This window comes from Nonomuraea sp. NPDC005983 (assembly GCF_040614375.1).
In the GTDB taxonomy this organism is placed as follows: Bacteria; Actinomycetota; Actinomycetes; order Streptosporangiales; family Streptosporangiaceae; genus Nonomuraea.
Genome location: NZ_JBEXUP010000057.1, coordinates 14,979 through 37,584, shown reverse-complemented (window position 1 = coordinate 37,584; position 22,606 = coordinate 14,979). Strand labels below are relative to the sequence as shown.

General features: G+C 68.2%; 20 protein-coding genes. 9 read left to right on the top strand and 11 right to left on the bottom strand.

What is annotated here, in order from left to right; translation table 11 throughout:
• Nucleotides 1-38: 38 nt before the first annotated feature.
• Nucleotides 39-3,641, bottom strand: coding sequence for a protein kinase (locus tag ABZ297_RS24365; RefSeq protein WP_355350303.1), 3,603 nt, complete (start codon nt 3,639-3,641; stop codon nt 39-41).
• A 272-nt stretch (nt 3,642-3,913) separates the two neighbouring features.
• On the opposite strand from ABZ297_RS24365, the gene ABZ297_RS24360 reads away from it, so the two are divergent.
• The gene (locus ABZ297_RS24360; RefSeq protein ID WP_355350300.1) at nt 3,914-4,282 is read left to right on the top strand and encodes a VOC family protein; all 369 of its coding nucleotides are present in this window, start codon (nt 3,914-3,916) and stop codon (nt 4,280-4,282) included.
• Between the two features lie 123 nt (nt 4,283-4,405).
• Here ABZ297_RS24360 and ABZ297_RS24355 read toward each other — a convergent pair whose 3' ends face one another.
• The 8 genes from ABZ297_RS24355 to ABZ297_RS24320 all read right to left on the bottom strand — a co-directional run bounded on the left by ABZ297_RS24355 (nt 4,406) and on the right by ABZ297_RS24320 (nt 12,553).
• Nucleotides 4,406-5,758, bottom strand: coding sequence for a serine/threonine-protein kinase (locus ABZ297_RS24355; protein ID WP_355350297.1), 1,353 nt, complete (start codon nt 5,756-5,758; stop codon nt 4,406-4,408).
• Between the two features lie 161 nt (nt 5,759-5,919).
• Nucleotides 5,920-6,867 (bottom strand): BadF/BadG/BcrA/BcrD ATPase family protein, encoded by a 948-nt coding sequence (locus ABZ297_RS24350; protein WP_355350294.1) that lies wholly within the window; start codon nt 6,865-6,867, stop codon nt 5,920-5,922.
• A complete protein-coding gene (locus ABZ297_RS24345; protein ID WP_355350291.1) occupies nt 6,867-7,973 on the bottom strand; it encodes a hypothetical protein in 1,107 nt (368 codons plus the stop codon). The genes ABZ297_RS24350 and ABZ297_RS24345 overlap by 1 nt, the downstream gene beginning before the upstream one ends.
• Nucleotides 7,970-8,716 carry an SIS domain-containing protein gene (locus ABZ297_RS24340; RefSeq protein ID WP_355350288.1) on the bottom strand — a complete coding sequence of 249 codons (747 nt, stop codon included), beginning with the start codon at nt 8,714-8,716 and terminating at the stop codon, nt 7,970-7,972. Before ABZ297_RS24340 ends, ABZ297_RS24345 begins: the two co-directional genes overlap by 4 nt.
• Before the next feature lie 10 nt (nt 8,717-8,726).
• Nucleotides 8,727-9,536 (bottom strand): carbohydrate ABC transporter permease, encoded by an 810-nt coding sequence (locus ABZ297_RS24335; protein WP_355350285.1) that lies wholly within the window; start codon nt 9,534-9,536, stop codon nt 8,727-8,729.
• Nucleotides 9,533-10,417 carry a sugar ABC transporter permease gene (locus tag ABZ297_RS24330; RefSeq protein WP_355350282.1) on the bottom strand — a complete coding sequence of 295 codons (885 nt, stop codon included), beginning with the start codon at nt 10,415-10,417 and terminating at the stop codon, nt 9,533-9,535. Before ABZ297_RS24330 ends, ABZ297_RS24335 begins: the two co-directional genes overlap by 4 nt.
• Nucleotides 10,408-11,643 carry an extracellular solute-binding protein gene (locus tag ABZ297_RS24325; RefSeq protein ID WP_355350279.1) on the bottom strand — a complete coding sequence of 412 codons (1,236 nt, stop codon included), beginning with the start codon at nt 11,641-11,643 and terminating at the stop codon, nt 10,408-10,410. The genes ABZ297_RS24330 and ABZ297_RS24325 overlap by 10 nt, the downstream gene beginning before the upstream one ends.
• 13 nt (nt 11,644-11,656) lie before the next feature.
• Nucleotides 11,657-12,553 (bottom strand): MurR/RpiR family transcriptional regulator, encoded by an 897-nt coding sequence (locus ABZ297_RS24320; RefSeq protein WP_355350276.1) that lies wholly within the window; start codon nt 12,551-12,553, stop codon nt 11,657-11,659.
• Nucleotides 12,554-12,721: 168 nt separating this feature from the next.
• Here ABZ297_RS24320 and ABZ297_RS24315 point away from each other — a divergent pair, with 168 nt between their 5' ends.
• From ABZ297_RS24315 to ABZ297_RS24305, 3 genes are all read left to right on the top strand, one after another.
• Nucleotides 12,722-14,362 (top strand): bifunctional metallophosphatase/5'-nucleotidase, encoded by a 1,641-nt coding sequence (locus tag ABZ297_RS24315; protein WP_355350274.1) that lies wholly within the window; start codon nt 12,722-12,724, stop codon nt 14,360-14,362.
• A gap of 249 nt (nt 14,363-14,611) precedes the next feature.
• Nucleotides 14,612-14,935: a hypothetical protein gene (locus ABZ297_RS24310; protein ID WP_355350271.1), complete on the top strand. Its 324-nt coding sequence runs from the start codon at nt 14,612-14,614 to the stop codon at nt 14,933-14,935.
• Nucleotides 14,935-16,041, top strand: a complete 1,107-nt coding sequence (locus ABZ297_RS24305; protein WP_355350268.1) for a WXG100 family type VII secretion target — start codon at nt 14,935-14,937, stop codon at nt 16,039-16,041. The genes ABZ297_RS24310 and ABZ297_RS24305 overlap by 1 nt, the downstream gene beginning before the upstream one ends.
• Before the next feature lie 235 nt (nt 16,042-16,276).
• Here ABZ297_RS24305 and ABZ297_RS24300 read toward each other — a convergent pair whose 3' ends face one another.
• Nucleotides 16,277-17,377, bottom strand: coding sequence for a HAMP domain-containing sensor histidine kinase (locus ABZ297_RS24300; RefSeq protein ID WP_355350265.1), 1,101 nt, complete (start codon nt 17,375-17,377; stop codon nt 16,277-16,279).
• A 10-nt stretch (nt 17,378-17,387) separates the two neighbouring features.
• Nucleotides 17,388-18,083 carry a response regulator transcription factor gene (locus ABZ297_RS24295; RefSeq protein WP_355350262.1) on the bottom strand — a complete coding sequence of 232 codons (696 nt, stop codon included), beginning with the start codon at nt 18,081-18,083 and terminating at the stop codon, nt 17,388-17,390.
• Between the two features lie 87 nt (nt 18,084-18,170).
• On the opposite strand from ABZ297_RS24295, the gene ABZ297_RS24290 reads away from it, so the two are divergent.
• The 5 genes from ABZ297_RS24290 to ABZ297_RS24270 all read left to right on the top strand — a co-directional run bounded on the left by ABZ297_RS24290 (nt 18,171) and on the right by ABZ297_RS24270 (nt 22,603).
• Nucleotides 18,171-18,794 (top strand): M15 family metallopeptidase, encoded by a 624-nt coding sequence (locus ABZ297_RS24290; protein WP_355350259.1) that lies wholly within the window; start codon nt 18,171-18,173, stop codon nt 18,792-18,794.
• A 266-nt stretch (nt 18,795-19,060) separates the two neighbouring features.
• Nucleotides 19,061-19,564 (top strand): hypothetical protein, encoded by a 504-nt coding sequence (locus ABZ297_RS24285; protein ID WP_355350256.1) that lies wholly within the window; start codon nt 19,061-19,063, stop codon nt 19,562-19,564.
• A 14-nt stretch (nt 19,565-19,578) separates the two neighbouring features.
• Complete coding sequence (locus ABZ297_RS24280; RefSeq protein WP_355350253.1) at nt 19,579-20,655, top strand: efflux RND transporter periplasmic adaptor subunit; 1,077 nt, start codon at nt 19,579-19,581, stop codon at nt 20,653-20,655.
• The gene (locus tag ABZ297_RS24275; protein WP_355350250.1) at nt 20,652-21,383 is read left to right on the top strand and encodes an ABC transporter ATP-binding protein; all 732 of its coding nucleotides are present in this window, start codon (nt 20,652-20,654) and stop codon (nt 21,381-21,383) included. The genes ABZ297_RS24280 and ABZ297_RS24275 overlap by 4 nt, the downstream gene beginning before the upstream one ends.
• Nucleotides 21,380-22,603: an ABC transporter permease gene (locus ABZ297_RS24270; protein ID WP_355350248.1), complete on the top strand. Its 1,224-nt coding sequence runs from the start codon at nt 21,380-21,382 to the stop codon at nt 22,601-22,603. The genes ABZ297_RS24275 and ABZ297_RS24270 overlap by 4 nt, the downstream gene beginning before the upstream one ends.
• Nucleotides 22,604-22,606 lie beyond the last annotated feature (3 nt).

Here is a 22,606-nt window from a genome sequence, read left to right as displayed (position 1 = left end):
CTGGGCCCGTAAGGCCGATGAGAATGTTGATCAATGGCTTATTGCGTCTTGCACACGGCGCCTTCCGGGACGCCGTAGAGGGCGCGTTCCGCATCGGACAGGTCCCTGCTCGCTCTGGCACAGACCGCCTTCAGCGTTCGGTCGAGATCAAGCGGGTAGGCGTGCACACCGCCGCTGGAATCCACGCTGCGCAGCGTCCTGCCCTCGTCTCCGAACGCCACGGCCAGCACGTCGCCGTCGTGCCGGAACGCCGGCCCGATCGCGGTCCCGGTGCCGATGTCCCACAGCCTGACGGTGTTGTCGTAACCGCCGGTGGCAAGCCACTTGCCGTCCCCGGTGAACGCGGCCGTGCTGATCCAGTCCTCGGTATGGCCCCGCATGACCGGCCCGGCCGTCCGCCCCGACTGCGGATCCCACAGAACCGCGGAGCCGTCGGCGACGCGCAATAGCGCGTGCTTGCCGTCAGGGGTGAATCCCATACTCTCCGTGGAGTAGCCGGGCATGCGGAAGCCCTGGGTCGACCGCCCTTGACAGGTCGACTTCGACGCGGTGAGCACCACGACGCACACCCCGTCGTCGGGGTGGCCGACCACGATGTTCGTGCCGTCGGGCGCGAAGGCCAAGGTCTCGGCGTAGACGTCTTTCACCACACGGGTTTCGCGGCCCGTACGGGTGTTCCACACGTGCACGCTGAGGCCGTTGACCGGCGAATTGTCGTCCATGATGGCGACGGCTACCGCAAGGGACGTGCCGTCCGCGGAGAAGTCCATGGCCAGGATGTCGCCGCTGCCGGCGGTGGGGCTGTCCGACCCGGACCGGTCGTGGGCGAGCGTGTACTCGGCGACGACCCGCCAGGTTGTCACGTCGATCAGCACGACCTCGGCACCGTCGCCGTTGACGGCGAGCAATCGTCCATCCGGCGAGAAGCGCAGTGGTGGCAGGTGGAGACCGTTGATGGCGGCGGTGAAATCCGGAGAGACCCACGGCTGCCTGAATTCGTGAATCAGCCTTCCTGAACTGGCGTCCACGACCCGGAGCGCTCTGTCGTTCATGACGGCGAGAAGGCGCCCGTCATGGCTGAAAGCGGCTGATTTCACCGAACCGATGCGCGCGGTGGCGTGAGTGAGAGGCCTGGCGTCCACCGTGCGGAGCTCGCCGTCGCTCATCATCGTCAGCAGGTCGCCGTCGGAGGTGAAGGCGATCGAGGAACCGACCGGATGCTCGAAGGTCTGCAGCACCTCCATCGGCCGCCACCCCTCCTCCTCCCTCGGATTCGGCATGGTGGGGGAGTGCATGAGGCTGGAGGTTCGGCCCCAGATGACGACCTGCCCGCAGTCTTCGCCAGCAAGGATCTTCGCCGAAGGATCGAAGATCAGCTGTTCTGGCCAGCACTCGTTGGAGCCCGAGTTCATCACCGGCGTCTCGTGCAACGGGAAGGCGGCGCGGCCTGCCCGCCGGCCCAGCACCCCGTTGCTGACGGTCCATACATCCACGAAATACGTTCGGGGATCTCCGTCGACGTTGGTGTCATCCCGCTGTACGGCGAGCAGCCGCCCATCCGGACTGAGCTGTGCGAACCGTGGCACATCAGACCCGCCTGCCCGAGCCTGCGATACGACCCGCCCGGTGCCCGCGTCCGCGACGCCGACCGACGACCCGGATGTGCAACCCACCAGGGTGCCGGCATGCCGTGGCCCCGCGAACACCGCCGGCTTGCCGCACGTGGCCTGGCGCAGCAGCCGGCCGTCGGCGTCAAATCTCAGATCGTTGCGATCCAGCACCCCGTCGCGCCATACGACGGATCGCCCGACCTGCTTGCCGTCCGCAGTGCTCCGGATGGTCACGGTGGGGCCGTAGTTGCAGTACTCGTCCTTGCACTCGGCCGTGGCCAGATAACGCCGGTCGGCGGAGAGGAACGCGACACGCACCTTGATCTCGCGCTCGACACCCGGTACGCGGGCGAGCGTCCGCCCGGTGGTGCCGTCGCTGATCACGGCGGCGCCATCCTTGATCTCGACGATCGACCTGCCATCCTGGCCCAGTCCCACGGCCTGGGTAGTCCGGCGGACCAGGCTGGGCTGGGCCAGGGATCCGATCAGGGCCTTCCTGATGTCGGGAAGATCGGCCGTGGTGGCGGCCGCCGCGCTGAGCAGCAGGGCGGCTGTGGGATCCGACTCTCGCAAGGTCTCCGACCTGGTTGCCAGCTGCCTGGCCACGGCCTCGTCGCGTTGGCGCTCGAACGCACGGCGGTTGACCTCCATCAGCCCCGCGAAGGTCGCGCTGGCGACGAGGAGCACGGTCAGCACCACGGAGATCAAGCGGCGGCGCCGTAACCGGCGTTGCGTCAAGCTCGCGCTACTCGCCAAGAACGCTCGCTCAACAGGCGTCAGTTCCAGACGGCGGCGAGCGGTGGCCGCCCAGGTGGTCGCTTGTTCGAGCGCTGCTCCCTGGTAAAGGTCGCCTTCCCGGCGACCGTGCAGGTCCCAGGCGCGCGCGGCTTCGCGCAGCCGCTGGTAGGTGGACAGGCCGGGCCCCTCATCGGCGATCAGGTCTCTTAGCCGGGGCCAGGCTTGGATGAGCGCGAAGTTGGCCAGCGACACGTGGCCGCCGTGCACGTGCAGCACACCGCTATCAGCCAGCGCGTTCATGGCCGGTTCGATCGTGGTGCCGCCCAGCTCGTTCGGATCGACGCTGCCCACGGAGCCGTCTCCGTGCACGATGCGGAGCAAGAGCTGATCGGCCGCTCCCTGCTCTTTGGGGGACAGCGTGTCGAACGCACGCTCGGCATGCTCGCCAAGGTGCGGATCGACGGCTTCGCCGTGCATCTCGGCGGCGATTCGGCTACCTGCCTGGAGCAGGCTGCCGTCGCCCACCCCTTCGAGCAGGCCGAGCAGCACCTCGCGTGCAGTGGGCCGAGACTCGGGGTCCTTCGCCAGGGTGGCGGAGACCAGGCTCCTCAGCGGCTCTTCCAGAGTGCTCATGTCGACGTCCTTGCGGAGCACGTCGAATATGGCTGCGGCGACCTGCTGCCGGGCGAACGGCGCCGTGCCAGTGCCGGCGAAAACGATGACTGAGCCCCAGGCGAACATGTCTGCGGCAGGCGTGGGCAAGCCGCCTGAAAACAGCTCGGGCGGCATGTATCCAGGCGTACCCATGATGCCGCGCAACGTGGTCAGCGAGTTGTCGACGATGCGGGCGATGCCGAAGTCGATGACCCGCGGTCCGTCCGGGCCCAGAAGTACGTTGTCCGGCTTGAGATCACAGTGGGCCACGCCCGCGTCATGGATGGCGGCCACCGCGGTGACGATCCCGATCGCGAGCCTGCGCAGGGCGTCCCCTGAGTAGGGGCCGTTGCGAGTAACGGCTTCGCGAAGATTCGGCCCGTCGACGTACTCGCTGACGATGTACGGCTGCGCCCCGTCGAACTGGGCGTCCAAGATGCGTGCCGTGCAGAAGGGTGCCACCCGTCGTGCGGCCGCCACCTCCTTGGCGACCGGCCTGCCCAACCCGGCCTTCTCGTGCAGTACTTTGACCGCCACCCGCTCGCCGGCCTTGCCGTACCCCTCGTAGACCACGGCCTGCCCGCCGCTGCCCAGACGGCGCGCGATGGCATAGTCGCCGACACGCTGAGGATCGCTCATGATCCATAGAGATCCCATGCGCGGGTACAAGGCGGCAACCTGTGAGGTTCAAGGATGGCGGTGTGCAAACTGGCCGGGCGCCCCACTGCGGGCCCTGCGCGGTGAAGCCAACCTCGCGGCCGATCTCCGGCAACGCCCCGCAAACGATGTTGTAGGCGCTGTGCGTCGCGGTGACCGGATATTGCTCGCAACGCTTGCGCGAGAACATCGCCAAGGCCACCTCTGGTATGACTCAGCGGAAGCTGTGAACTCGTGCCATGACGGAGTTGCCGATGCCCGCGAAACTGAAACTGACGGCGATCAACCTCGACTGCCCCGATACCAGGGCGTTGGCCGCGTTCTATCAGCAGGCCACCGGGCTCGAACTCGCGCCCGGCTCCGGCGACGACTTCGCCGGGCTCGTCCGCGAGGACGGGCTCTGGATCGGCTTTCAGCGCGTCGATGACTACCAGGCGCCGCGCTGGCCCGACCAGAGGGTGCCACAGCAGTTCCACCTCGACTTCGCGGTCGACGACCTCGACGAGGCCGAGGCGCTGGTGCTGGAGTTGGGCGCGGCCAAGCCCGAGTTCCAGCCGGGCGGCGACCGGTGGCGGGTCTTCACCGACCCTGCCGGGCACCCTTTCTGTCTCGCCGAAGGCTGACGTCCAGAGCCCGCCGCCCGCACGGTACTCGGGCGGAGCGATCAACTGATACCACCGGGCGGCGTGACCCGAGCTGCGAGTTTTGAAGCACTGCGACGACCCGAGCCGCGTGCATCCCGTTCATCACGGCGTCAGCCCTGTTTGCTTGCTGCTGCCCTTCTCCGACTCCAGCTGCCACCCGACCGCGATGGCCAAGAGGACGATGATGGTGACCAGCGAGGCCCATCGGGCTTGGACCAGCGTCATCCAGGTTCTGAAGACGTCGGTACCGAAGGCGACGGCGAGGTAGACGGCGGCGAAGTAGGCGCCGAAGGCGGCCAGGCCGACGGCAGCGGCGACGACGACACCGGCGGCGGCGACGGCGGGGCCGACGATTCCGGCGACGGTGAGGGCGCTGATGAGGGCAGGGAGGGAAGTAATGGCGACGGGGGCGATCCTGGCGTCACTACTGTGAGGAGCTGGGACGAAGCCATCCCAACTGCCGGCGTCGAGGCCCGCGACGCCGAGCAGGAACACCAGCGCCAGCAGCAGGGAAGCGCCCACTTGTTGCCAGTGCATCCGCCTTTTCCGCTCGATGTGTCCCGACGTCGTAAGGATCTTGGTCTTGGGTGAGGGTGCCCGTTGTTCGTCGGACACGAGCGCGGATCGAACGGTTGTCGGCGAATCGGTCAGGGACAGCGCCTCAGAGACCGACGGCCTCTCGTCCGGGGCCTTGTCCATCAGCCGCGTGATGAGCGGCGCGAGCCGCCCCGCCTGCCGCGGTGGTGGGACTTGCTCGAACAGGACCGCGGCCAGCGTCGCGCTCGACGTGTCGCGGTGGAACGGCGAGAGTCCCTCGACGGCCTGGTACAGCGTCACCCCGAGTGAGAACAGGTCGCTGAGCCCTGTCGCGTCCTGGCCACGTGCCCGCTCCGGGGCCATGTACGCCAGCGAGCCGATGAGCATCCCGGTGTGGGTTAGTGCGGTGTCGGTCTGGTGTACGGCGATTCCGAAGTCGGTGAGCAGGATCTCCCCGTTCGCGGCCAGCATGACATTGCCCGGCTTGACGTCGCGGTGGACGACCCCCGCCTCATGCGCCGTGCCGAGCGCCCGTAGCAGTGCCCTGGCGACGTCCGCTGCCTGGTCCACTGGCAGCGGTCCGTGCGCCTTGAGGCGGTCCTCCAGCGAGCAGCCGTGGACCAGTCGCATGACGATCCACGGGGCGTCGTCGTCGATGACGACATCGTGGACCGCGACGATGTTCGGGTGGTCGCGAAGCCGGGCGGCGTTGCGGGCTTCACGCACGGCGCGGGTCAGCCGCTCGGCCTGCTCGGCAACGGACGCCACCGGAGACAGCCAGCGCTCCTTGACCGCGACGTCGACGTTGAGGGTCTCGTCACGGGCCTTCCAGACCCGTCCGAATCCACCGGACCCCAGGTCGGTGACCAGCCGGTAACGGCCACCGACCACCCGGCCAGGTCGTGTCTCCTCTGCCACGCTCACCCCCGCCTCGAGTCACGGTCAAGCAATGATCAGCGTACGCACTTCGGGCGCGGCTGTAGGAGCTGGCGGCGAGTTCACACCGGCCGTGACACCGAAGACGGTGGGAATCCTTTCCGTAAACGCCGCCTGAGCTGCTGCTACGGCCTCGGTTCTGGCTACGCCTGCAATGGGGAAGGCGTGACGAAACGGTGGTGTGTGGCGCGGGCCGCTTCCTCTCCCACGTGGGGGAGTGCCGCCAGCCAGGCCGCCCCGCCTGCTCCGTCCTGGGCCGTCAGCACCTCGCCTTCCTCCAGCAGTTCCTGTACGGCCAGGCGGACAGGCCCGTGGCTGGTCAGGACGCTGCCCGCCAGGACGATGGGCCCGTCGCGGTGGACCCGGGCGGCGGTGGTGGCGAGGTGTTGCGCCGCCTGCCGCACGATGGAGCGCGCGACCGGGTCGCCGAGCAGGGCCGCCCGCCCGGCCAGCGGTGCGGCTGCGGCCACGGTCATCCGGTCGGCCTGGGCGTGCCGGACGATCTGGTCGGCCATACGGCGTGGTGTGCCCGACACCCCGTAGTGCCGGACGACCAGCGCCGCCAGCGGCCCCAGGCTCGCGGAGGATTCCGCGGCGTCCAGGGCGTGGACGGAGCTGCGCACGGCGGCGTGGCCGATCCAGAAGCCGCTGCCCTCGTCGCCCAGGAGCCAGCCGAGCCCGTCGGCGACGGCGTCGACCTGCCGCCCGACCATCCGGGCGGCGGCCGCGCCGGTGCCGGACAGCAGCAGCGTGCCGGTGGGGGACGGCGTGCCCGCGGCGTAGGCGACGTCCACGTCGCCGAGCATGCGGGGAGCGCAGGGCAGGCCCTGCGAGGTCCAGAGGCGGGCGAGGACATCGGCGAATCCGTCGTCGGCTCCCGACACTCCTGCCACTGTGGCGGCCACGGCGGAGGGGGCGAGGCCGTCGAGGGCGGCGCGGAGCGCGGCGTTGATGGCGCAGGCCGCGGCGGCGTGGCCGTGGGCGGCGGGGTTGCCGGAGCCGGCCGTGCCGTACCCGACGCGTTCGCCGGACGCGGTGTGCACGGCGACGCGGGTGGACGTGCCACCCGCGTCGACCCCCGCGAAGAGCATCAGGCCGCCGTGCGCAGCAGCCGCGCGGCGCCCGGTTCCAGGGGGAAGGTGGGGGAGCACGGCTGGTAGGAGCGGGTGGCGGGGTCGAAGACCGTGAGGGAGTCGATGCCCAGGGTGACCTCGGTGGGGGAGGAGTGGCCGGCGTTGCAGACGAACAGGTGCCGCGGGCCGTACCGGCCGACGACGGCGTCGCCGGCCAGCACGACGCCGTCCGCCACGGGCTGGGCGCCCGCGGGGACGGGGCCCGTGTGGCCGGCCGAGCCCCACGGCAGGCGCGCCAGCTCCTCGCCCACGGGACGCAGCCAGCGGCGGTTCAGCTCGCGCACGGCGGCGTAGCGCGGGGTGGGGACGCCGTCGCCGGACAGGAGCGCGGGCTGGAAGCCTTCGCCGCGCGCCGGGTCGGGTGTCCAGTACGTGAAGTACTGGATGCCGGTGTAGCCGTACGCGAGCGCGGTGTTGACCTGCCAGGCGATCTCGGCGGCGCTCGGCGTGCGGTGGTTGTCGTAGCCGAGAGTCTGGACGTGCATCCACGCGGGGATCCCGGCGCGCAGGGCGTGCGCGCGGATCAGGGCGAGGTCGGCGAAGTAGCCCTCGTCCTCGCCGGAGGACAGGAAGGGGTAGCGATCGAAGGACAGCAGTGACGGATTCACCGCGTCCACGAAGGAGCCGACGTAGGCGTCATAGGGCCTGACATGGTGACCGGGGAAGAGGTTGACGTAAGCGAGGTGACCGCGGGAGCGCACGGCGCGGACGCCGCTCGCCAGCCGCTCGAAGCGGTCGGGATACGGCTCGTCCATGAGGCTGACCCCGCGGAACGACCGGTGCCCCGCGTAGTCGTCGATCACCTTGCCGATCAGCGTGCCGATCTGCTCGTCGGAAGCGGAGTCGAGGTCGCGCATGAGGACGTCCACCCGCGGGTCGGACGCCACGAGCACGCCGAGCCCGGCCTCGTCGGCGCAGGTCAGCGCGTGCCTCAGGATGATGGTGTCGTTGAGGTAGTTGCCGGTGATGACCAGGTCGATCCCGGCCTCGGCGATCTCGCGGTAGCGCGCCACGGTCGTCTGGTGCGGGGGCGGCGGCCAGAAGGCCGCGATCGTGAAGGTCACAGCGCACCGATCCTGATCCGGCCGGCGTACTGGGCCTGGAGGGCTTCGTTGTGCGCGTCGGCGCCGGGAATGTTGGCTGACAGATAGGTGGGCGGGACCGTTCCAGCGGCGCTGAGCAGGCCGATCGCCTCGGCGACCATGAGCTGTACGGCCAGCGCCGAGGTGATCGAGGAGATGCCGCAGACCGGCCCGTGCCCGGTCTCCAGCACGGCGTCGCCGTACGGGGCGAGGTTGTCGATCACGACGTCGGCCAGTTCGAACAGCCGCAGGCCCGACGGATGCCGCGAGGTGATCATGCTGGTGTGCGCGAGCGATGTGATCGCGATGAGCGGCAGCGAGCGCTCCTTGACCAGCCTGGCCATTTCCACGGTCGAGCCGTTGCCGCCAGAGTTGGAGGCGATCACGAAGGCGTCGGCGGGCTCGATCGTGTGCAGGGCCAGCACCTGGTGTGCGGTGCCCGGATCGCGCTCGGCCAAGGGGTCGACCTCGTCCGGATCCGCACCGCCGAGCACCACGGGGTCGCGCAGGGTGAGCCGGTTGGTCGGGATGAGCCCGCCGGCCCGTCCCGCCACCTCCAGCGCCGCCGCCTCGGAGTGGCCGGTGCCGTAGGCGTGGATCACCCCTCCGGCCCGTACGGCGTCGGCGATCAACGCGCCCGCCTGCCTGATGGCGGGCAGCTGGCCGTCCACCAGCTCGTCCACGCGTTTCCGCACGATGTCGGTGAACGCCATCACAAGATCCATAATTGACTCCTCAACGGTTCATGCCGGCGGTGAGTCCGGCGACGATCTGGCGCGTGGCGAGGACGAAGAGGACGACCAGCGGGATCGTGGTCATCACGAGCCCGGCGAAGAGCGTCCCCCAGTCGTTCTGGAACTCGCCGAAGAAGTGGGTGAGGCCCACGGAAAGGGTCAGCTTGGTCTCGTCGCGCATCAGCACGAGCGGGTAGAAGAAGTCATTCCACAGGGGCACGAACTGGAAGACGACCACGGTCGCCACCGCCGGCCGTACCAGGGGCAGCATCACGTGCCAGAACGTCGCGAACGGCCCTGCGCCGTCGAGCGAGGCGGCCTCGTCGAGCTCGTGCGGAAGCTGGCGGAAGAACGCGGTGAGCACGAAGACGTTGAACGGGATCGACCCGGCCGCGTAGACGAGGATCAGGCCCACCAGCGAGTCGACCAGGCCGAGGCTCTCCAGCAGGTAGAGCAGCGGCAGCACGCCGAGATGGGCGGGCAGCGTCATCCCGGAGATGAAGTAGGCGGTGAACAGGCCGCGCCCACCGAAGCTGCTGCGCCCCAGCGGATAGGCGGCCAGCAGCGACACCACCGCGCCGAGCAGCACCGCCGAGACGACGACGATGACCGAGTTGAAGACGTAGGTGGAGAATGAGGCCTCTGTCCACGCCTTGACGTAGTTGCCCAGCGGTAACCCGTTGGGCAGGCCGAGCGGGTCGTCGAAGATCTCGCTGGTCTGGCGGAACGAGCTGAGCACCATGACGATCAGCGGCGTCATGGACAGCACGGCGTACCCCCACAGGAGCGCCTTGATCGAGAGCGTCTTCACGACCTCCTCCTCAGGACGCGTTCGAGCAGGAGGGTCGAGCCGAAGATGAAGGTGAACATGAAGACCGCCAGGGCCGAGGAGGTGCCGAGGGCGTTGACGTCGCCCGAGGCGAACGCCGCCCGGTAGAACAGCAGGCCGAGTACGTCGGTCGCGCCGGCGGGAGCACCGTTGGACCCGCCGAGGGCGTAGATGAGAGCGAAGGTGTTCATGCTGCCGATGAAGCTGAGGATGGTGATCGTGGCCATCGCCGGGCGCAGCAGTGGCAGCGTGATGTGCCAGAAGACCTCCCACGAAGTCGCCCCGTCGGTCCTGGCCGCCTCGCCGTACTCCTGGGGGATGCCGCCGAGGGCGGCGCTGAAGAGCAGCATCGGGAAGCCGACCCACTGCCAGGAGGTGATCAGGATGACGGTCGGCAGCGCGGTCGACGGGTCGCCGAGCCACGGCATGGCCAGCCCCGCCGGCCGCAGCAGCGCGTTGACCGGCCCGAACGTCGGGCTGAGCAGCAGCGTCCACAGATAGCCGATGACCAGCGGGTTGACCAGGTACGGCAGCGCGAACATGGTCTGCAGCGCCCGTTTGCCGCGCCGCACCCGCGACAGGGCGAGGGCGAAGGCGAGACCGAGCGTGTTCTGCACGAGCATCGTCCCGGCGAACAGCAGGGCGTTGTGGCCGAGCGCCGACAGGAGTTGGTCCAGGAACTGCCCGGTGAGCAGCCCCGCGTAGTTGGCGAAGCCGACGAAGGTGTCGCGCAGCGTGCCCTTCCAGGAGAACACGCTGTAGGTCAGGCCGGTGAAGAGCGGATAGACGACGAAGAGGGAGTACAGCACGAAGGCGGGGATCAGGAACAGGTAGGACGATCCCCGCCGGGTGATCAGAGCCATGTGGAAACGCTCTTGTCGAGCTGTGCCGCCGCCTCCTGGGCGGTGATCCTGCCCAGCAGCATCTCCTGCAGCGACTTGGAGAACACGGTCTGCGAGGAGGGGTTGCCGTAGGCGAACTCGTTCATGAAGTAGCTGGCGCCGTGCTGCTCGAATCCGGTGGCGACCTCGTTGAGCAGGGCGTCCTTGGGCTTGACGCCCGGCACGGCGGAGAAGATGCGCAGGGTGTCGGTGTAGAGCTGGCCGTAGTCCTTGCTGGCCAGCCACGCCGCGAACTTCAGTGCCTCGGCCTTGTGCTTGGTCTTGACGTTGATGCCGTAGGAGCCGTCGGTGAAGCCGGGCATGAGGCCCTGGCCCTTCTGGGTCGGCGGGGTGAAGACGCCCAGGTCGACGTCCTTGGCGTTCTCGCCGAAGAAGTTGAGCTCCCACAGGCCGCCGGGGAACATGGCCGCCTTGCCGGAGGAGAACAGGATCTGCGCGTCGGTGTAGGAGACGCCCGCCACGTCGTCGGGGAAGTACGGCTTGAGCTTGTTGAGCTTGTCGATGCCCGCCACGAAGGCCGGGTCGGTGAACTTCTTCTGCTTGGCCTTGACCGCCTTGAGGAAGTCGTCGCCGCCCCAGTCGGCGGTGCCGAAGATGCCGGCCACGATGGGCAGCATCCAGTCGTCCTTGCCGCCGAACGCGAACGGGACGATCTTCTTGGCCTTCAGCTTCTCGGCGGCCGCGATCATGTCGTCCCAGGTCTGGGGTGGGGTGATGCCGTTGTCGGCGAAGATCTTCTTGTTGTAGATCACCTGCAGGGTCTGGATGGCGAACGGCACGCCGTACACCTTGCCGTCCTTGTCGCCCTTGGCGGAGCGCAGCACGCCTTCGTTGAAGTCCTTCAGGCCTGGTACGTCGCTCGTCTCCAGCGGCAGCAGCCTGCCCGCCTCGACGAGCGGCTGCAGGTTGGCGCCCGCGCGCAGCCAGGCCAGGTCGGGGCCGCTGTCTCCGGCGAGGCCCGTGGACAGGATCGTGTCGTACTCGGTGGCGGTGGTGAAGGAGCGGGCGTCGATGTCGACGCCGGGGTGGAGCTTCTCGTACTCGGCGAACATCTTGTCGTAGTTCGCCTCGGGTCCCCATCCCCAGACGGAAAGGGTGATTTTGTCGGTCTTGTTCGAGGCGGTGCTGCTTGGGGCGCACGCGGTGACGGCGAGGAGGAGGGCGGCCGTGAGGGGGGCCAGTCGCATGGGGGCTCCTGGGTCAGCGTTGGGGCAGGCGGTGCTTGGTGACCGCCTCCGTGGCGGCGGTCAGCAGGTGGTTGCTGGTCTGGTGGGTGCGCTGGACCACGCCGATGTAGAGGCAGTCCAGGACGAGCATCTGGGTGTGGCGGGCGGCCACGCCGCCGGCGCGGAAGGGGGTGTCCTGTGCGGCGGTGGTCAGCACGATGTCGGCAGCCTCGGCGAGCGGGCTGCGGGGGAAGTTGGTGAGCGCGATCGTGGTGGCGCCGCGCTGTTTGGCGATGGTCAGGGGCTCGACGACCTCGGCCGTCGTACCCGAGTGGGAGATACCGATCGCCACGTCGCGGTGGTCGCGCGCGTTGGCGCTGCATACCGCGCTGTGCACGTCGGTCCACAGGGCGCAGGGCCGGCCGATGGCGTGCAGCCTGAGATGGAGGTCCATGGCGACGCCCGCGCTGCCCGAGACGGCGAAGAAGTCGGTGAACCTGGCCCTGACCAGCGCGTTGACGGCGCGGTCCACGGCCGCGAGATCGAGCTGGGCCGCCGTCTCCTCCATGGCGCGGATGTCGCTGGTCAGCAGGCTGCGCAGCACCATGCTCGCGGGGTCGTCCGGAGAGAAGGCGATGAGCGCCGTGTCGTGCGTGGTCGCCTTGGTGCGTCCGAGCTCCGCCGCCAGCGCCAGCCTTAGCTCTGGGTAACCGGCCAGGCCCAGTTCGCGGCAGAAGCGAGTGATCGTGGTCAGCGAGGTGGCGCAGCGTTCGGCCAGCTCGGTGATGGTGGACGCGGCCACGGTCGCCGGGTCGGCGAGGATCGTCTCGCCGATGCGCTGTTGTGCCGCGGTCAGGGTGGGCTCGATCCCGCGGATGCGAGCGAGGATCCCTGTCGCGGTGGGTGAATTATTCTCAGCTGGCGCAGCCATGTGAGGAAATTTCCCCTACATGCACCTTCGATGTCAAGAGTTCACCTGCTAGCCCGGCTCTGCTATGTGAATGATTCACCAAACGGATCTACGTTGACGTGAGTCTTTACTTTTCCGGGCGGGCCTGTCTACGCTCCCCCGGGACGAACCCCTCCCGAAGGGATGCACATGCGCAACCTTCTCGCCGCGCTCGTGCTCGGCGGCACCGCACTGCTTCCGGCCAGGGCCGACGCGGTCGACATCCAGTTACTCGCGATCAACGACTTCCACTCCGGCTTCCCCTCCAGCTTCGGCATGACCCCGTCCGGCCCGGTGGAGGCAGGGGGCGCGGAGTACCTGGCCGCTCACCTCGACCGCCTGCAGAAGGAGAACCCCGACGGCACGCTGCGGCTGTCCGCCGGAGACAACATCTCCTCCAGCACGCTCAACGCCACCGCGATCCACGACGAGGCCGCCATCGAGGCTCTGTCGAAGATGCGCCTGGACGCCTCCAGCCTCGGCAACCACGAGTTCGACGAGGGACTGACCGAACTGCGCCGCATGGAGAAGGGCGGCTGCCACCCCATCGACGGCTGCGCTCTCCCCGGCTTCAAGGGCGCGTCGTTCCCCTACCTGGGTGCCAACGTGGTCGACACCACGACGGGCAAACCCGCCTTCGCGCCCTACATCGTCAAGGAGCTGAAGGGCGTCAAGGTCGGCGTCATCGGGCTCGACTACAAGAACGCGCTGCGCGAGGCCCCCGGCCCGACCACACCGCTGGACATCAAGGACGAGGCCGAGACGGCCAACGCCTACGTCGCCGAGCTCAAGGCCAAGGGCGTGCGCACCATCGTCGTCCTGATCCACCAGGGTGGCGGGCAGAGCGGCGGCGGCCTGCCCAATCAGTGCAACAACCTGAGCGGTGCGATCAAGGACATCGTCGCCAAGCTCGACCCCGAGGTCGACGCGGTGATCTCCGGCCACACGCACAACCCCTACATCTGCACGATCAACGGCATCCCCGTCACGCAGACCTCGGGTCACACGCGCGAACTCACCCGGATCAAACTCACGATCGACCCCGCCACCGGCAATCCGACGTCGTCCGCGGCTGAGAACATCACCGTCACCCACGACATCAAGCCCGACGCGGAGATCGCCGCGCTGCGCCGCAAGGCGGACGAGATCGGCCAGCGCCTGCTTGATCGGCCCGTCGGCCTGCTCAGCCGCGACCTCACCCAGGTCAGGAACACCGCGGGCGAGTCCACGATCGGCCACGCCCTGGCCGACGCCCGGCTCTTCGCCACGTCACCGGCCGACAAGGGCGGCGCCCAGATCGCCATCCAGCCCCCGTACGGCGGAGGCATCGCCGGTGACCTTCTCGTCCAGCCGTACGGCAACAACATGCCGAACCTGGTCACCCACGGTCAGGCGCTGCGGGTGCAGCCGTTCAGCAACATGCTGGTCACCATGACCCTGACGGGAACCCAGGTGGAAAGGCTGCTGGAGCAGCAGTGGTGCGGCCAGGGCACCGCCCGCGTCCTCGGCGTGTCCAAGGGCCTCACCTACACCTACGACAACGCCAAACCGGCCTGCGACAAGATCGACCCGGCGACCATCAAGCTCAACGGCGCCGTGGTCGACCCCGCCGGCAAGTACCGCCTGACGGCCAACTCCTTCATCGCCAACGGCGGCGACGGGTTCAGCGTCCTGACCGAGGGCACCGAGCGGGTGGAGAAGGTCCGCGACATCGAGGCGTTCGAGTCCTACATCCGCGCCAACACCCCCCTGCAGGTGCCCGCACTCGGACGCATCTCCCGGCTGAACTGAGAGCTCCTGACCGATGAGAGGGCGGCGCCACTGCCGCCCTCTCATTCCATCTGGGTGGTTCCGGCTCTGTCAGTCCAGGATGGGGAAGTTGGCGCGGAAGGTGCCGTAGGGATCGCGCCGGCGCTTGATCTCGCGCAGCCGGGCCAGAGTGTCGGCGGGGTCGCCACAAGGTCGAGGATCCGAGATCCGAGTAAAGTGACGGACGCATACAATGATCGCGTCCGTTACGGATGTGTCAGTACGGGCGCCATGGCGATCCGGTGGGCGGTGTTGATGGCGGGGCTCGATCTTCAGTTCCAAGCGCTCGACGACGGTCAGACGGTCACGCGTGAGCTGTCCAAGGACTACTACGAGGCTGCGGGTGGCTATCCGGCCGCGGCAGCCGACTCCCTGATGTTCGGCAAGCTCGACAGCGCGTCCGCGCTGGCCACTCTGCTCGACCGGGTCGAGACCATCACGAGCGACGACCTCGAGTATGCCCACCGCCGGCTCGACGGCGTCAAGGCGGGCCTTGAGGAGGTACAGATCAACGTCCGCAAGGCGAACAAGGCCAGCGAAGTGGGGGCGGCCTGATGGGCGCGACCGAGACCGTGAACGGGCTGCCCGGCGGCGGCGACAGGCTGGCCGGCATCCTGCAGACGGTCAGCGGCAGCCCCAGCACCATCCGCGACCTTGCCAAGCGCTGGCGCGGCACCGCCGGTACGGTCAACACCGGCACCGGCCGGCTCGACACCGCGGTCAAGAACATCAACACCGGCTGGGAGGGCGCCTCGGCCGACGAATTCACGAAGTACATGCGCCGCTACCACGTCGCCGGCGAGGCCCTTCACGACGTCCTCACCGGCTGTGCGGGCACCCTCGACTCCGTCGCGGAGGTGATGGAGACGACCCACTCCAAGGTCAACGGGCTCTGCGAGGGCGTGCTGGAGCGGGTCCGCTCGTTCCGGAAGGCGAACCCCGAGGCGTCCGACGAGGACTTCGACGAGGCGATCGCGCCCGTGGTCGGCAAGGCCGTCAAGGACGCCGAGACCCACCTCGCGACCGCGAACAGGCTCGTCGGCGAGGCCGAAGACACGATCAGGAAGAAGATCACGGCGAAGCAGGTGACGTTCAAGGGCATCAAGCAGGCGAGCGACGACGCGTTCGGCATGACCAACTGGCAGCCGACCCCTGTCCCCTCGTGGGCGACCACCACGCTGGCGAGCGCCAACGGCGGCGGCTCCGGTGCGTCGCCCGCGTCCTACTCGAGTTCCGCAGGCGGGTCCGGTACGTCCACGGCGTTCTCGGGTGGCGGCGCCGCGACGCCGGTGCCGTTCGTGACGGGCAACGGCACCGGGGCCGACATCGTCGCCGCCGCCCGGCAGCACCTCGGCAAGCCGTACATCTGGGGCTCCAACGGGCCGTCGTCCTTCGACTGCAGCGGCCTCGTGTACTACGCGATGAACCAAGCCGGTATCAAGATCGGCGACGCCACCGCCGAGGTGTACCAGGCCAGCGGCGAGGCCGTCACGGGCCAGCCGCAGGTCGGCGACCTCGTCTTCTTCGGCCAGCCCGCCCATCATGTGGGCATCTACGTCGGCGACGGCCAGATGATCCACGCCCCGCGCCCCGGCGACGTGGTCAAGGAGTCCTCGGTCGCGAGCAACGGGGGCCCCGTCACGTACCGCCGCTTCACCTGACCGGGCCCGGCCACGCGGGCTCGTCCTCCCAGCGACGCCCGGCAGGACGGATCACGTCGACGGGAAGCGGATCCCGACCACCCCCGGCCTGGTCCGATACGTCGACGACCGGAAGGAGCGGCTTTCCACGTCGGCCGCTCGACGCCGACACCCGACACCCGACACCGAGGGCCTGCTCCTGCTCACGAACGACGGCGAGTTGGTCCACCGGCTCACCCTCCACGTCACGGAGTGATCAAGGTGGACTGGGCCAAGGTGCCGGCCCGATCATGGGCAACCGCGCAAGCGGTAGTTGCACCGTGACGCGGAGCCCGCCGGCGGGGCGGGGAGTGAGGGTGAGGGTTCCGTTGTGTGCTTGGGTGATGCTTTTGACGATTGCCAGGCCGAGGCCGACACCTGCGTGGTCGGTGCGTATGCGTTCGGTGCCGCGCTGAAACGGCTCGACGAGCGTGGAAACTAACTGTGGGGCGAGCCTCTCGCCGGTGTTCTCGACAGTGAGCACCACAGTCTTGGGGCGAACGTTGGTCGTGACCCACACGGTGCCCCGTTCAGGCAGGTTGTGGACGATCGCGTTGTGCACGAGGTTCGTCGTCATCTGCAGCAGGAGCTCGCGTGAGCCGATGGTGGGGGTCATGTCGCCGGTGGTCTCAATGGTGAGGCCGCGCTTTTCTGCGAGGGGGAGGAGTGTTTCGGTGGCTTCTTCCGCGATGAGGGACAGGTCGACGTTTAGTCGGGTGAAGGACCGTTGGTCGGCGCGGCTGAGCAGGAGCAATGCTTCAGTGAGGTCGATCGCTCGGGTGTTGACGGCGTGGAGACGGTCGACAAGTTCGCCGGTGTCGCGGCTCGGATCGTTGCGGGCCACGTCGAGAAGTGTCTGCGTGATCGCCAGTGGGGTGCGCAGTTCGTGGGAGGCGTTGGCTGCGAATCTCTGCTGTTCGGCGACGTGTGCTTCGAGCCGTACGAGCATGGTGTCGAAGGCGTCGGCGAGTTCGCGGAACTCGTCTCTGCGGCCCGGTAGCCGGATTCGGTGGGAGAGTGATCCGTTCGCGGCCATGCGGGTAGCGTCCGTGATGCGGGTCAGCGGGGCGAGCACGCGGCCGGCGAGAATCCATCCTCCCAGGAGACCGAATATCAGCAGGAACGCCGACACGATGGCCACGACCGGAGCGAACGAACGCAGGATGACGGAGCGGTTGACTATCAAGTCACCGGTGGTGTGGATCGCATCATCGGGTAGGCCTTGCAGGAAGTAGGCCAACAGGGCGGCGAGGAGCAAGGCGCCTGCGAGCATGAGGAAGCCGGCGTAGCTGAGGGTGAGTTTGAGGCGAACGCTCAAACCCGAGGGTCTATCCACGGTTCCCTCCCTCGCGCCCGGTGTCTGGTTGAGTGCTGATGCGGTAGCCGACGCCGGCCACGGTGGCGATGATCCCGGGTTCGCCGAGCCGTTTGCGCAGTGCCGAGACCGTGATGCGCACGGCGTTGGTGAACGGGTCGGCGTTCGCATCCCACGCTCGTTCCAAGAGGTCTTCTGCGCTGACGACACCGCCTTCGGCAGCGACGAGGACTTCGAGCACGGCGAACTGTTTCCGGGTGAGCGCGACGTAGCGCCCGTCGCGGTAGACCTCGCGGCGGAACGGATCCAGCCGCAGGCCGGCGATCTCTCGCACGGGTGGTCTGTTGTGGGCGCGCCTGCGGTCGAGTGCTCTGAGACGGAGCACGAGTTCTTTGAGTGCGAAGGGCTTCGTGAGGTAGTCGTCGGCGCCGAGTTCGAACCCGGAGGCCTTGTCGTCGAGCCGGTCGGCAGCGGTGAGCATGAGGATGGGCATGCCGCTGCCGGAGGCGACGATGCGTTCGGCGATCTCGTCGCCGGAGGGGCCGGGGATATCGCGGTCGAGGACGGCGATGTCGTAGGCGGTGGTGCTCAGCAGTTCCAGAGCGGTGTCACCGTCACCGGCGAGGTCGGCGGCGATCGCTTCCAGGCGTAGGCCATCGCGGATGGCCTCTGCCAGAAAGGGTTCGTCCTCGACGATCAACACACGCATACTCTCGAGGCTACGAGCCGGAGCATATCGTCGGCATATCGAGAACCACATACGTGCTGGCAACACCACGCTGCCTTGACTGGAGGCATGACCTACAGCGGACCAGCACGAACAGCAGCCCGCGGTAACCGATCGACCATCCTCGCCGCCCTTGTAGTCCTCAGCGTGGCGCTTGTCGGTGTCGTCGTTCACCAGTCGCTGGCGTCCTCGGCCGCATCACCCATTGACATTCTTCACGGCGACCGCCGTGGTGCACTTGGCGAGGCAGATGGCGCCGTCCCTGACGGCGTGACGGTCTTCGCTGACGAAATTCCGGCCGTGGCCAACCTTGACCCCGATCTGCTCGGTGCCCTGCGCCAAGCTGCAACTGATGCCGCGGACGACGGGGTCGAGTTCGTCGTCAACAGTGGCTGGCGTTCCCCGGAGTACCAGGAACAACTACTCCACGAGGCGGTCTCGGAGTACGGCTCAGAAGAGGAAGCTGCCCGATGGGTGGCCACCGCGGACAAGTCTCTTCACGTGTCGGGGGACGCGGTCGACATTGGGCCCTCCGATGCCGCGGCGTGGCTGTCCGAGCACGGCGCCGAGTACGGGCTGTGCCAGATCTACAGCAACGAACCCTGGCACTACGAACTGCGCCCCGAAGCCGTCGATGACAGCTGCCCGCCCATGTATGCCGACCCTACGCACGATCCGAGGATGCAGCAGTGACCAGCACGCTCGGCATATCCCAGCCCAGATCCGTCGACCTCCTACCGCCGAGCATCCGCCCGGGCGGCTGGAGAAGGGACACGCTCGATTGCCGGCCACGGTGGTGGACACGGTGACGGTGCGGCGGGCACCGGTTCGACGGCAAGGGCGTCGGCATGCGGCCCGTGGCGCTGCGCCCGGCCACGCGCAAGGCCGCCGCCGCACCCGCCTGATTCACCCAGTCTCTGCAGAAGAGCTACACCCATCACCACACGAGGGGAGAAAGCATGAGGAGAAAACTACGGCCGCTGGCCGCCCTTGCCATGGTCGCCCTGATTGGCGCGGGCTGTTCCAACGCATCCGCCGAGAACGGCGGCAGCGGCGGCAACAAGAACGCCACCAATCGGGATAAGGCGGTGAGGTTCGCCGAGTGCATGCGGGAGAACAGCGTCAGAGACTTCCCGGACCCGAACGCGTCGGGCGAGTTCACCTATGGGATAAAGCTGGGCTCGTCGTTGGACCCGAGGTCCGCGGTGTGGAAGAAGGCCATCGGCGCGTGTAAGGACCTGCAGCCACCGGGCTTCATGAGCGGCCGAAAGGCGAGCGCCCAGGAGATGGGGGCGCGCCTCAAGTTCGCCGCGTGCATGCGCGAGAACGGCGTGAAGGACTTCCCGGACCCCACCGAGAACGGGCCCCTCATCAATCTGCAGCATGCTCAGAGCATTCCGGGGTTCACGGCCGCCATGCAGAAGTGCCGCGATCTCTTGCAGGGCGGACTGGGGGGCCAGTGAAGCGAAAGACTTGGGTGCTGTCCGGAGCGGCCGTCCTGGTTGCGGTCACCGGCGCCGTGGCCGTCACGGTCTACCCGACCCTGGCCACGTCCAGTGCTGAGCAACCGACTTCGGCCGTACAGGGGCCGCCGGCGAACACCGTGAAGGTGGAGAAGGGGAAGCTCTCTTCCACGGTCTCCCAAGATGGGACTCTGACCTATCAGGCGCGATCGGACGGCTCGCCGTTCTCAGCGATAAACCAGGCCCGCGGGATATACACCAAGCTGCCCGATGAAGGCGACAAGGTCGACTGCGGCGACGTGTTCTATCGGGTGGACGACGACCCGGTGCTGCTGCTGTGTGGCACGGTCCCGGCCTACCGCGACCTGGGCAGAGGCGATAAGGGCAAGGACGTCAGTCAGCTCAACTGGAACCTGCGCAAACTCGGCTACGACGCCGACGCCGACGACAACGTTTTCACCTGGAAGACGGAGAAGGCTCTCAGGGAGCTCCAGGACGACAAGGGCCTTGACGAGACCGGAGAGCTTGATATCGATGATGCGGTCTTCCTGCCCAAGTCGGTGCGGATCTCCAAGGTGACCGGCAAGTTCGGTGGACCCGCCCAGCCGGGTGCACAGGTCGCGCAGGCCACATCCGACACGCTGGAGGTGCAGGTTGGCCTCGAGGCGTCGCAGCAGGGTGAGGTGAAGAAGGGCGACCGTGCACAGATCACCCTGCCCGGCAACAAGTCGGTGACGGGAAAGGTGGACCGGCTCGCGAGAGTCGCCCAGACCGCTGGGAAGGACGACAACGCCGGGGACGCGACCATCCCGACCTACATCACGCTCGACAAGCCAGAGGAGGCACGCGGGCTCGACAGGGCCCCGGTCCAGGTGGAAATCACGGCCAAGGGGGTGGAGAGCGCCCTGAGCGTACCGGTCACCGCGCTCGTCGGGAGATCCGGCGGCGGATTCGCGGTCGAGGTCGTGCGCGACGGCGGGCGACGCGAACTGGTCGCTGTGGAACTGGGCCTGTTCGACACCGCAAAAGGACGAGTCGAGGTCAAAGGCGATCTTGACGAAGGCGATCAAGTGGTGGTGCCGTCGCTATGAGTGGCGAATCAGTTCTGGAACTGGATGGGGTGACGAAGGTCTACGGCGAGCAGCCGCCGGTGCCCGCCCTCCGGGGGGTGTCCTTCTCCGTACGGCGGGGCGAGCTGGTGGCCATCGTCGGGCCCTCCGGGTCGGGCAAGTCCACGCTCCTGCACGTCATGGGGACGCTGGAGCAGCCCAGCAGTGGCGTGGTCCGGATCGGTGGGGTCGACGCGGCGCGGCTGAGCGACCGCGACCTGTCGCTGCTGCGGGCCCGGGAGATCGGGTTCGTCTTCCAGCAGTTCTTCCTGGCCGAGCATGCCACGGTGCGCGAGAACGTCGCCGACGGACTGCTCTACGCCGGCGTCCCCGCCGCCGAGCGGTACAGGCGCGCGGATGAGGCGCTCGAACGGGTCGGCCTCTCCGAACGCGCGACATTCAAGCCCACCAAGCTCTCCGGAGGGCAGCGGCAGCGGGTTGCGATCGCCCGGGCCCTCGTCGGGCGTCCGGCGATCGTTCTCGCCGACGAACCGACCGGGAACCTCGACAGCACCACCGGCGCATCGATCATGGAGCTCATCCGCGAGCTCAACGCCGCCGGCGCCACCATCATCATGATCACGCACGATGCGGGCCTCGCCGATCAGCTGCCTCGCCAGATCCGGGTGCTGGACGGCCAGGTGGTCTCCGATATCGGCGTCCTTGTGGCACCCATGGACGGTGCGGGGACGAAGGGAGGGGTGCTATGAGTGGCAAGGGCGGACGATTGGGGCTGAAGGACGGGCTGCGGGTGACGAGTGTCGGGCTGCGCGCCCGGCCGCAGCGCGCCGCGCTGTCCGCGCTCGGGATCGCGATCGGAACGGCAGCGATCGTGGGGGTCCTCGGGTTGTCGTCCTCCTCGCAGGCCGGGCTGCTCGCGGAGATCGACCGGCTCGGCACGAACATGCTGACCGTCGAAGCCGGCCAGAGTCTCACCGGGCAGGAGTCGAAGCTGCCCCTCGAAGCGCCGGCGCGGATCACACACCTGGACAACGTCCAACTGTTGGCACACACCGGCCTGATGAAGGACGAGAAGGTCTACCGGAGCTCGATGATCCCGGAGGGCAACTCCGGTGGCCTCCAGGTGCGGGCCACCAGCCTGAACCTGCTGTCCGTGCTCAACACCGGCGTCGCACGCGGCAACTGGCTCAACGAGGGCACGGCCCGCGGGCCGGTCGCGGTGCTCGGTTCGGCCGCCGCGGAACGGCTGGGCATCGACCGGGTCCAGCCCGATCAGCGGATCTGGCTGGGAGGCCAGTGGTTCAGTGTCGCGGGCACTCTGAAGCCCTCACCGCTGGAGCCCGACATCGACAACAGCGCCTTGATCGGTTATTCGGCAGCCCAGAAGTTTCTCGGCTACGTCAGCATGGTCCGCGGCGAGGGGAAGGCCGGCCCGCCGAGCTCGATCTACGTGCGCGTCGCCACCGGTCAGGAGGCGGCGGTGCAGTCGGTGCTCGCGCAGACCGCCAACCCTGAAGCACCGAACGAGGTGAAGGTAAGCCAGCCGTCCGACGCGCTCACCGCCCGGGCCGCTGCGGCGGGGGCGTTCGACAGCCTCTTTCTCGGGCTCGGGGTGGTGGCACTGATCGTAGGTGCCGTCGGTGTCGCCAACATCATGATCATATCGGTTCTGGAACGCCGCTCGGAGATCGGCCTCCGCCGCGCCCTTGGTGCGACGAAGGGCCAGATCCGGACGCAGTTCCTCGGTGAGTCGATCCTGCTCGCCGTCATCGGCGGCGTCGTCGGCGTGCTGGCCGGGGCCGCGGCAACGGCCGTGTACGCCAGCTCGAAGAGCTGGGCCGTGGTGATCTCCGTCGAGGCGTGGTCGGGCGGCATCGCCTCGGCCATTCTGATCGGCGCGTTCGCTGGCCTGATGCCGGCCGTTCGAGCGTCTCGGATGCCGCCTACCGTGGCATTGCGAACGGTATGAGCG

Coding starts and splice junctions, on each gene's coding strand:
- ABZ297_RS24270 (WP_355350248.1), top strand. CDS start 21,380: ATGAGTGGCAAGGGCGGACGATTGGGGCTGAAGGACGGGCTGCGGGTG.
- ABZ297_RS24320 (WP_355350276.1), bottom strand. CDS start 12,553: ATGGCTGCGCCAGCTGAGAATAATTCACCCACCGCGACAGGGATCCTC.
- ABZ297_RS24325 (WP_355350279.1), bottom strand. CDS start 11,643: ATGCGACTGGCCCCCCTCACGGCCGCCCTCCTCCTCGCCGTCACCGCG.
- ABZ297_RS24290 (WP_355350259.1), top strand. CDS start 18,171: ATGACCTACAGCGGACCAGCACGAACAGCAGCCCGCGGTAACCGATCG.
- ABZ297_RS24275 (WP_355350250.1), top strand. CDS start 20,652: ATGAGTGGCGAATCAGTTCTGGAACTGGATGGGGTGACGAAGGTCTAC.
- ABZ297_RS24295 (WP_355350262.1), bottom strand. CDS start 18,083: ATGCGTGTGTTGATCGTCGAGGACGAACCCTTTCTGGCAGAGGCCATC.
- ABZ297_RS24360 (WP_355350300.1), top strand. CDS start 3,914: ATGCCCGCGAAACTGAAACTGACGGCGATCAACCTCGACTGCCCCGAT.
- ABZ297_RS24365 (WP_355350303.1), bottom strand. CDS start 3,641: ATGAGCGATCCTCAGCGTGTCGGCGACTATGCCATCGCGCGCCGTCTG.
- ABZ297_RS24330 (WP_355350282.1), bottom strand. CDS start 10,417: ATGGCTCTGATCACCCGGCGGGGATCGTCCTACCTGTTCCTGATCCCC.
- ABZ297_RS24350 (WP_355350294.1), bottom strand. CDS start 6,867: ATGCTCTTCGCGGGGGTCGACGCGGGTGGCACGTCCACCCGCGTCGCC.
- ABZ297_RS24305 (WP_355350268.1), top strand. CDS start 14,935: ATGGGCGCGACCGAGACCGTGAACGGGCTGCCCGGCGGCGGCGACAGG.
- ABZ297_RS24315 (WP_355350274.1), top strand. CDS start 12,722: ATGCGCAACCTTCTCGCCGCGCTCGTGCTCGGCGGCACCGCACTGCTT.
- ABZ297_RS24310 (WP_355350271.1), top strand. CDS start 14,612: ATGGCGATCCGGTGGGCGGTGTTGATGGCGGGGCTCGATCTTCAGTTC.
- ABZ297_RS24340 (WP_355350288.1), bottom strand. CDS start 8,716: ATGGATCTTGTGATGGCGTTCACCGACATCGTGCGGAAACGCGTGGAC.
- ABZ297_RS24285 (WP_355350256.1), top strand. CDS start 19,061: ATGAGGAGAAAACTACGGCCGCTGGCCGCCCTTGCCATGGTCGCCCTG.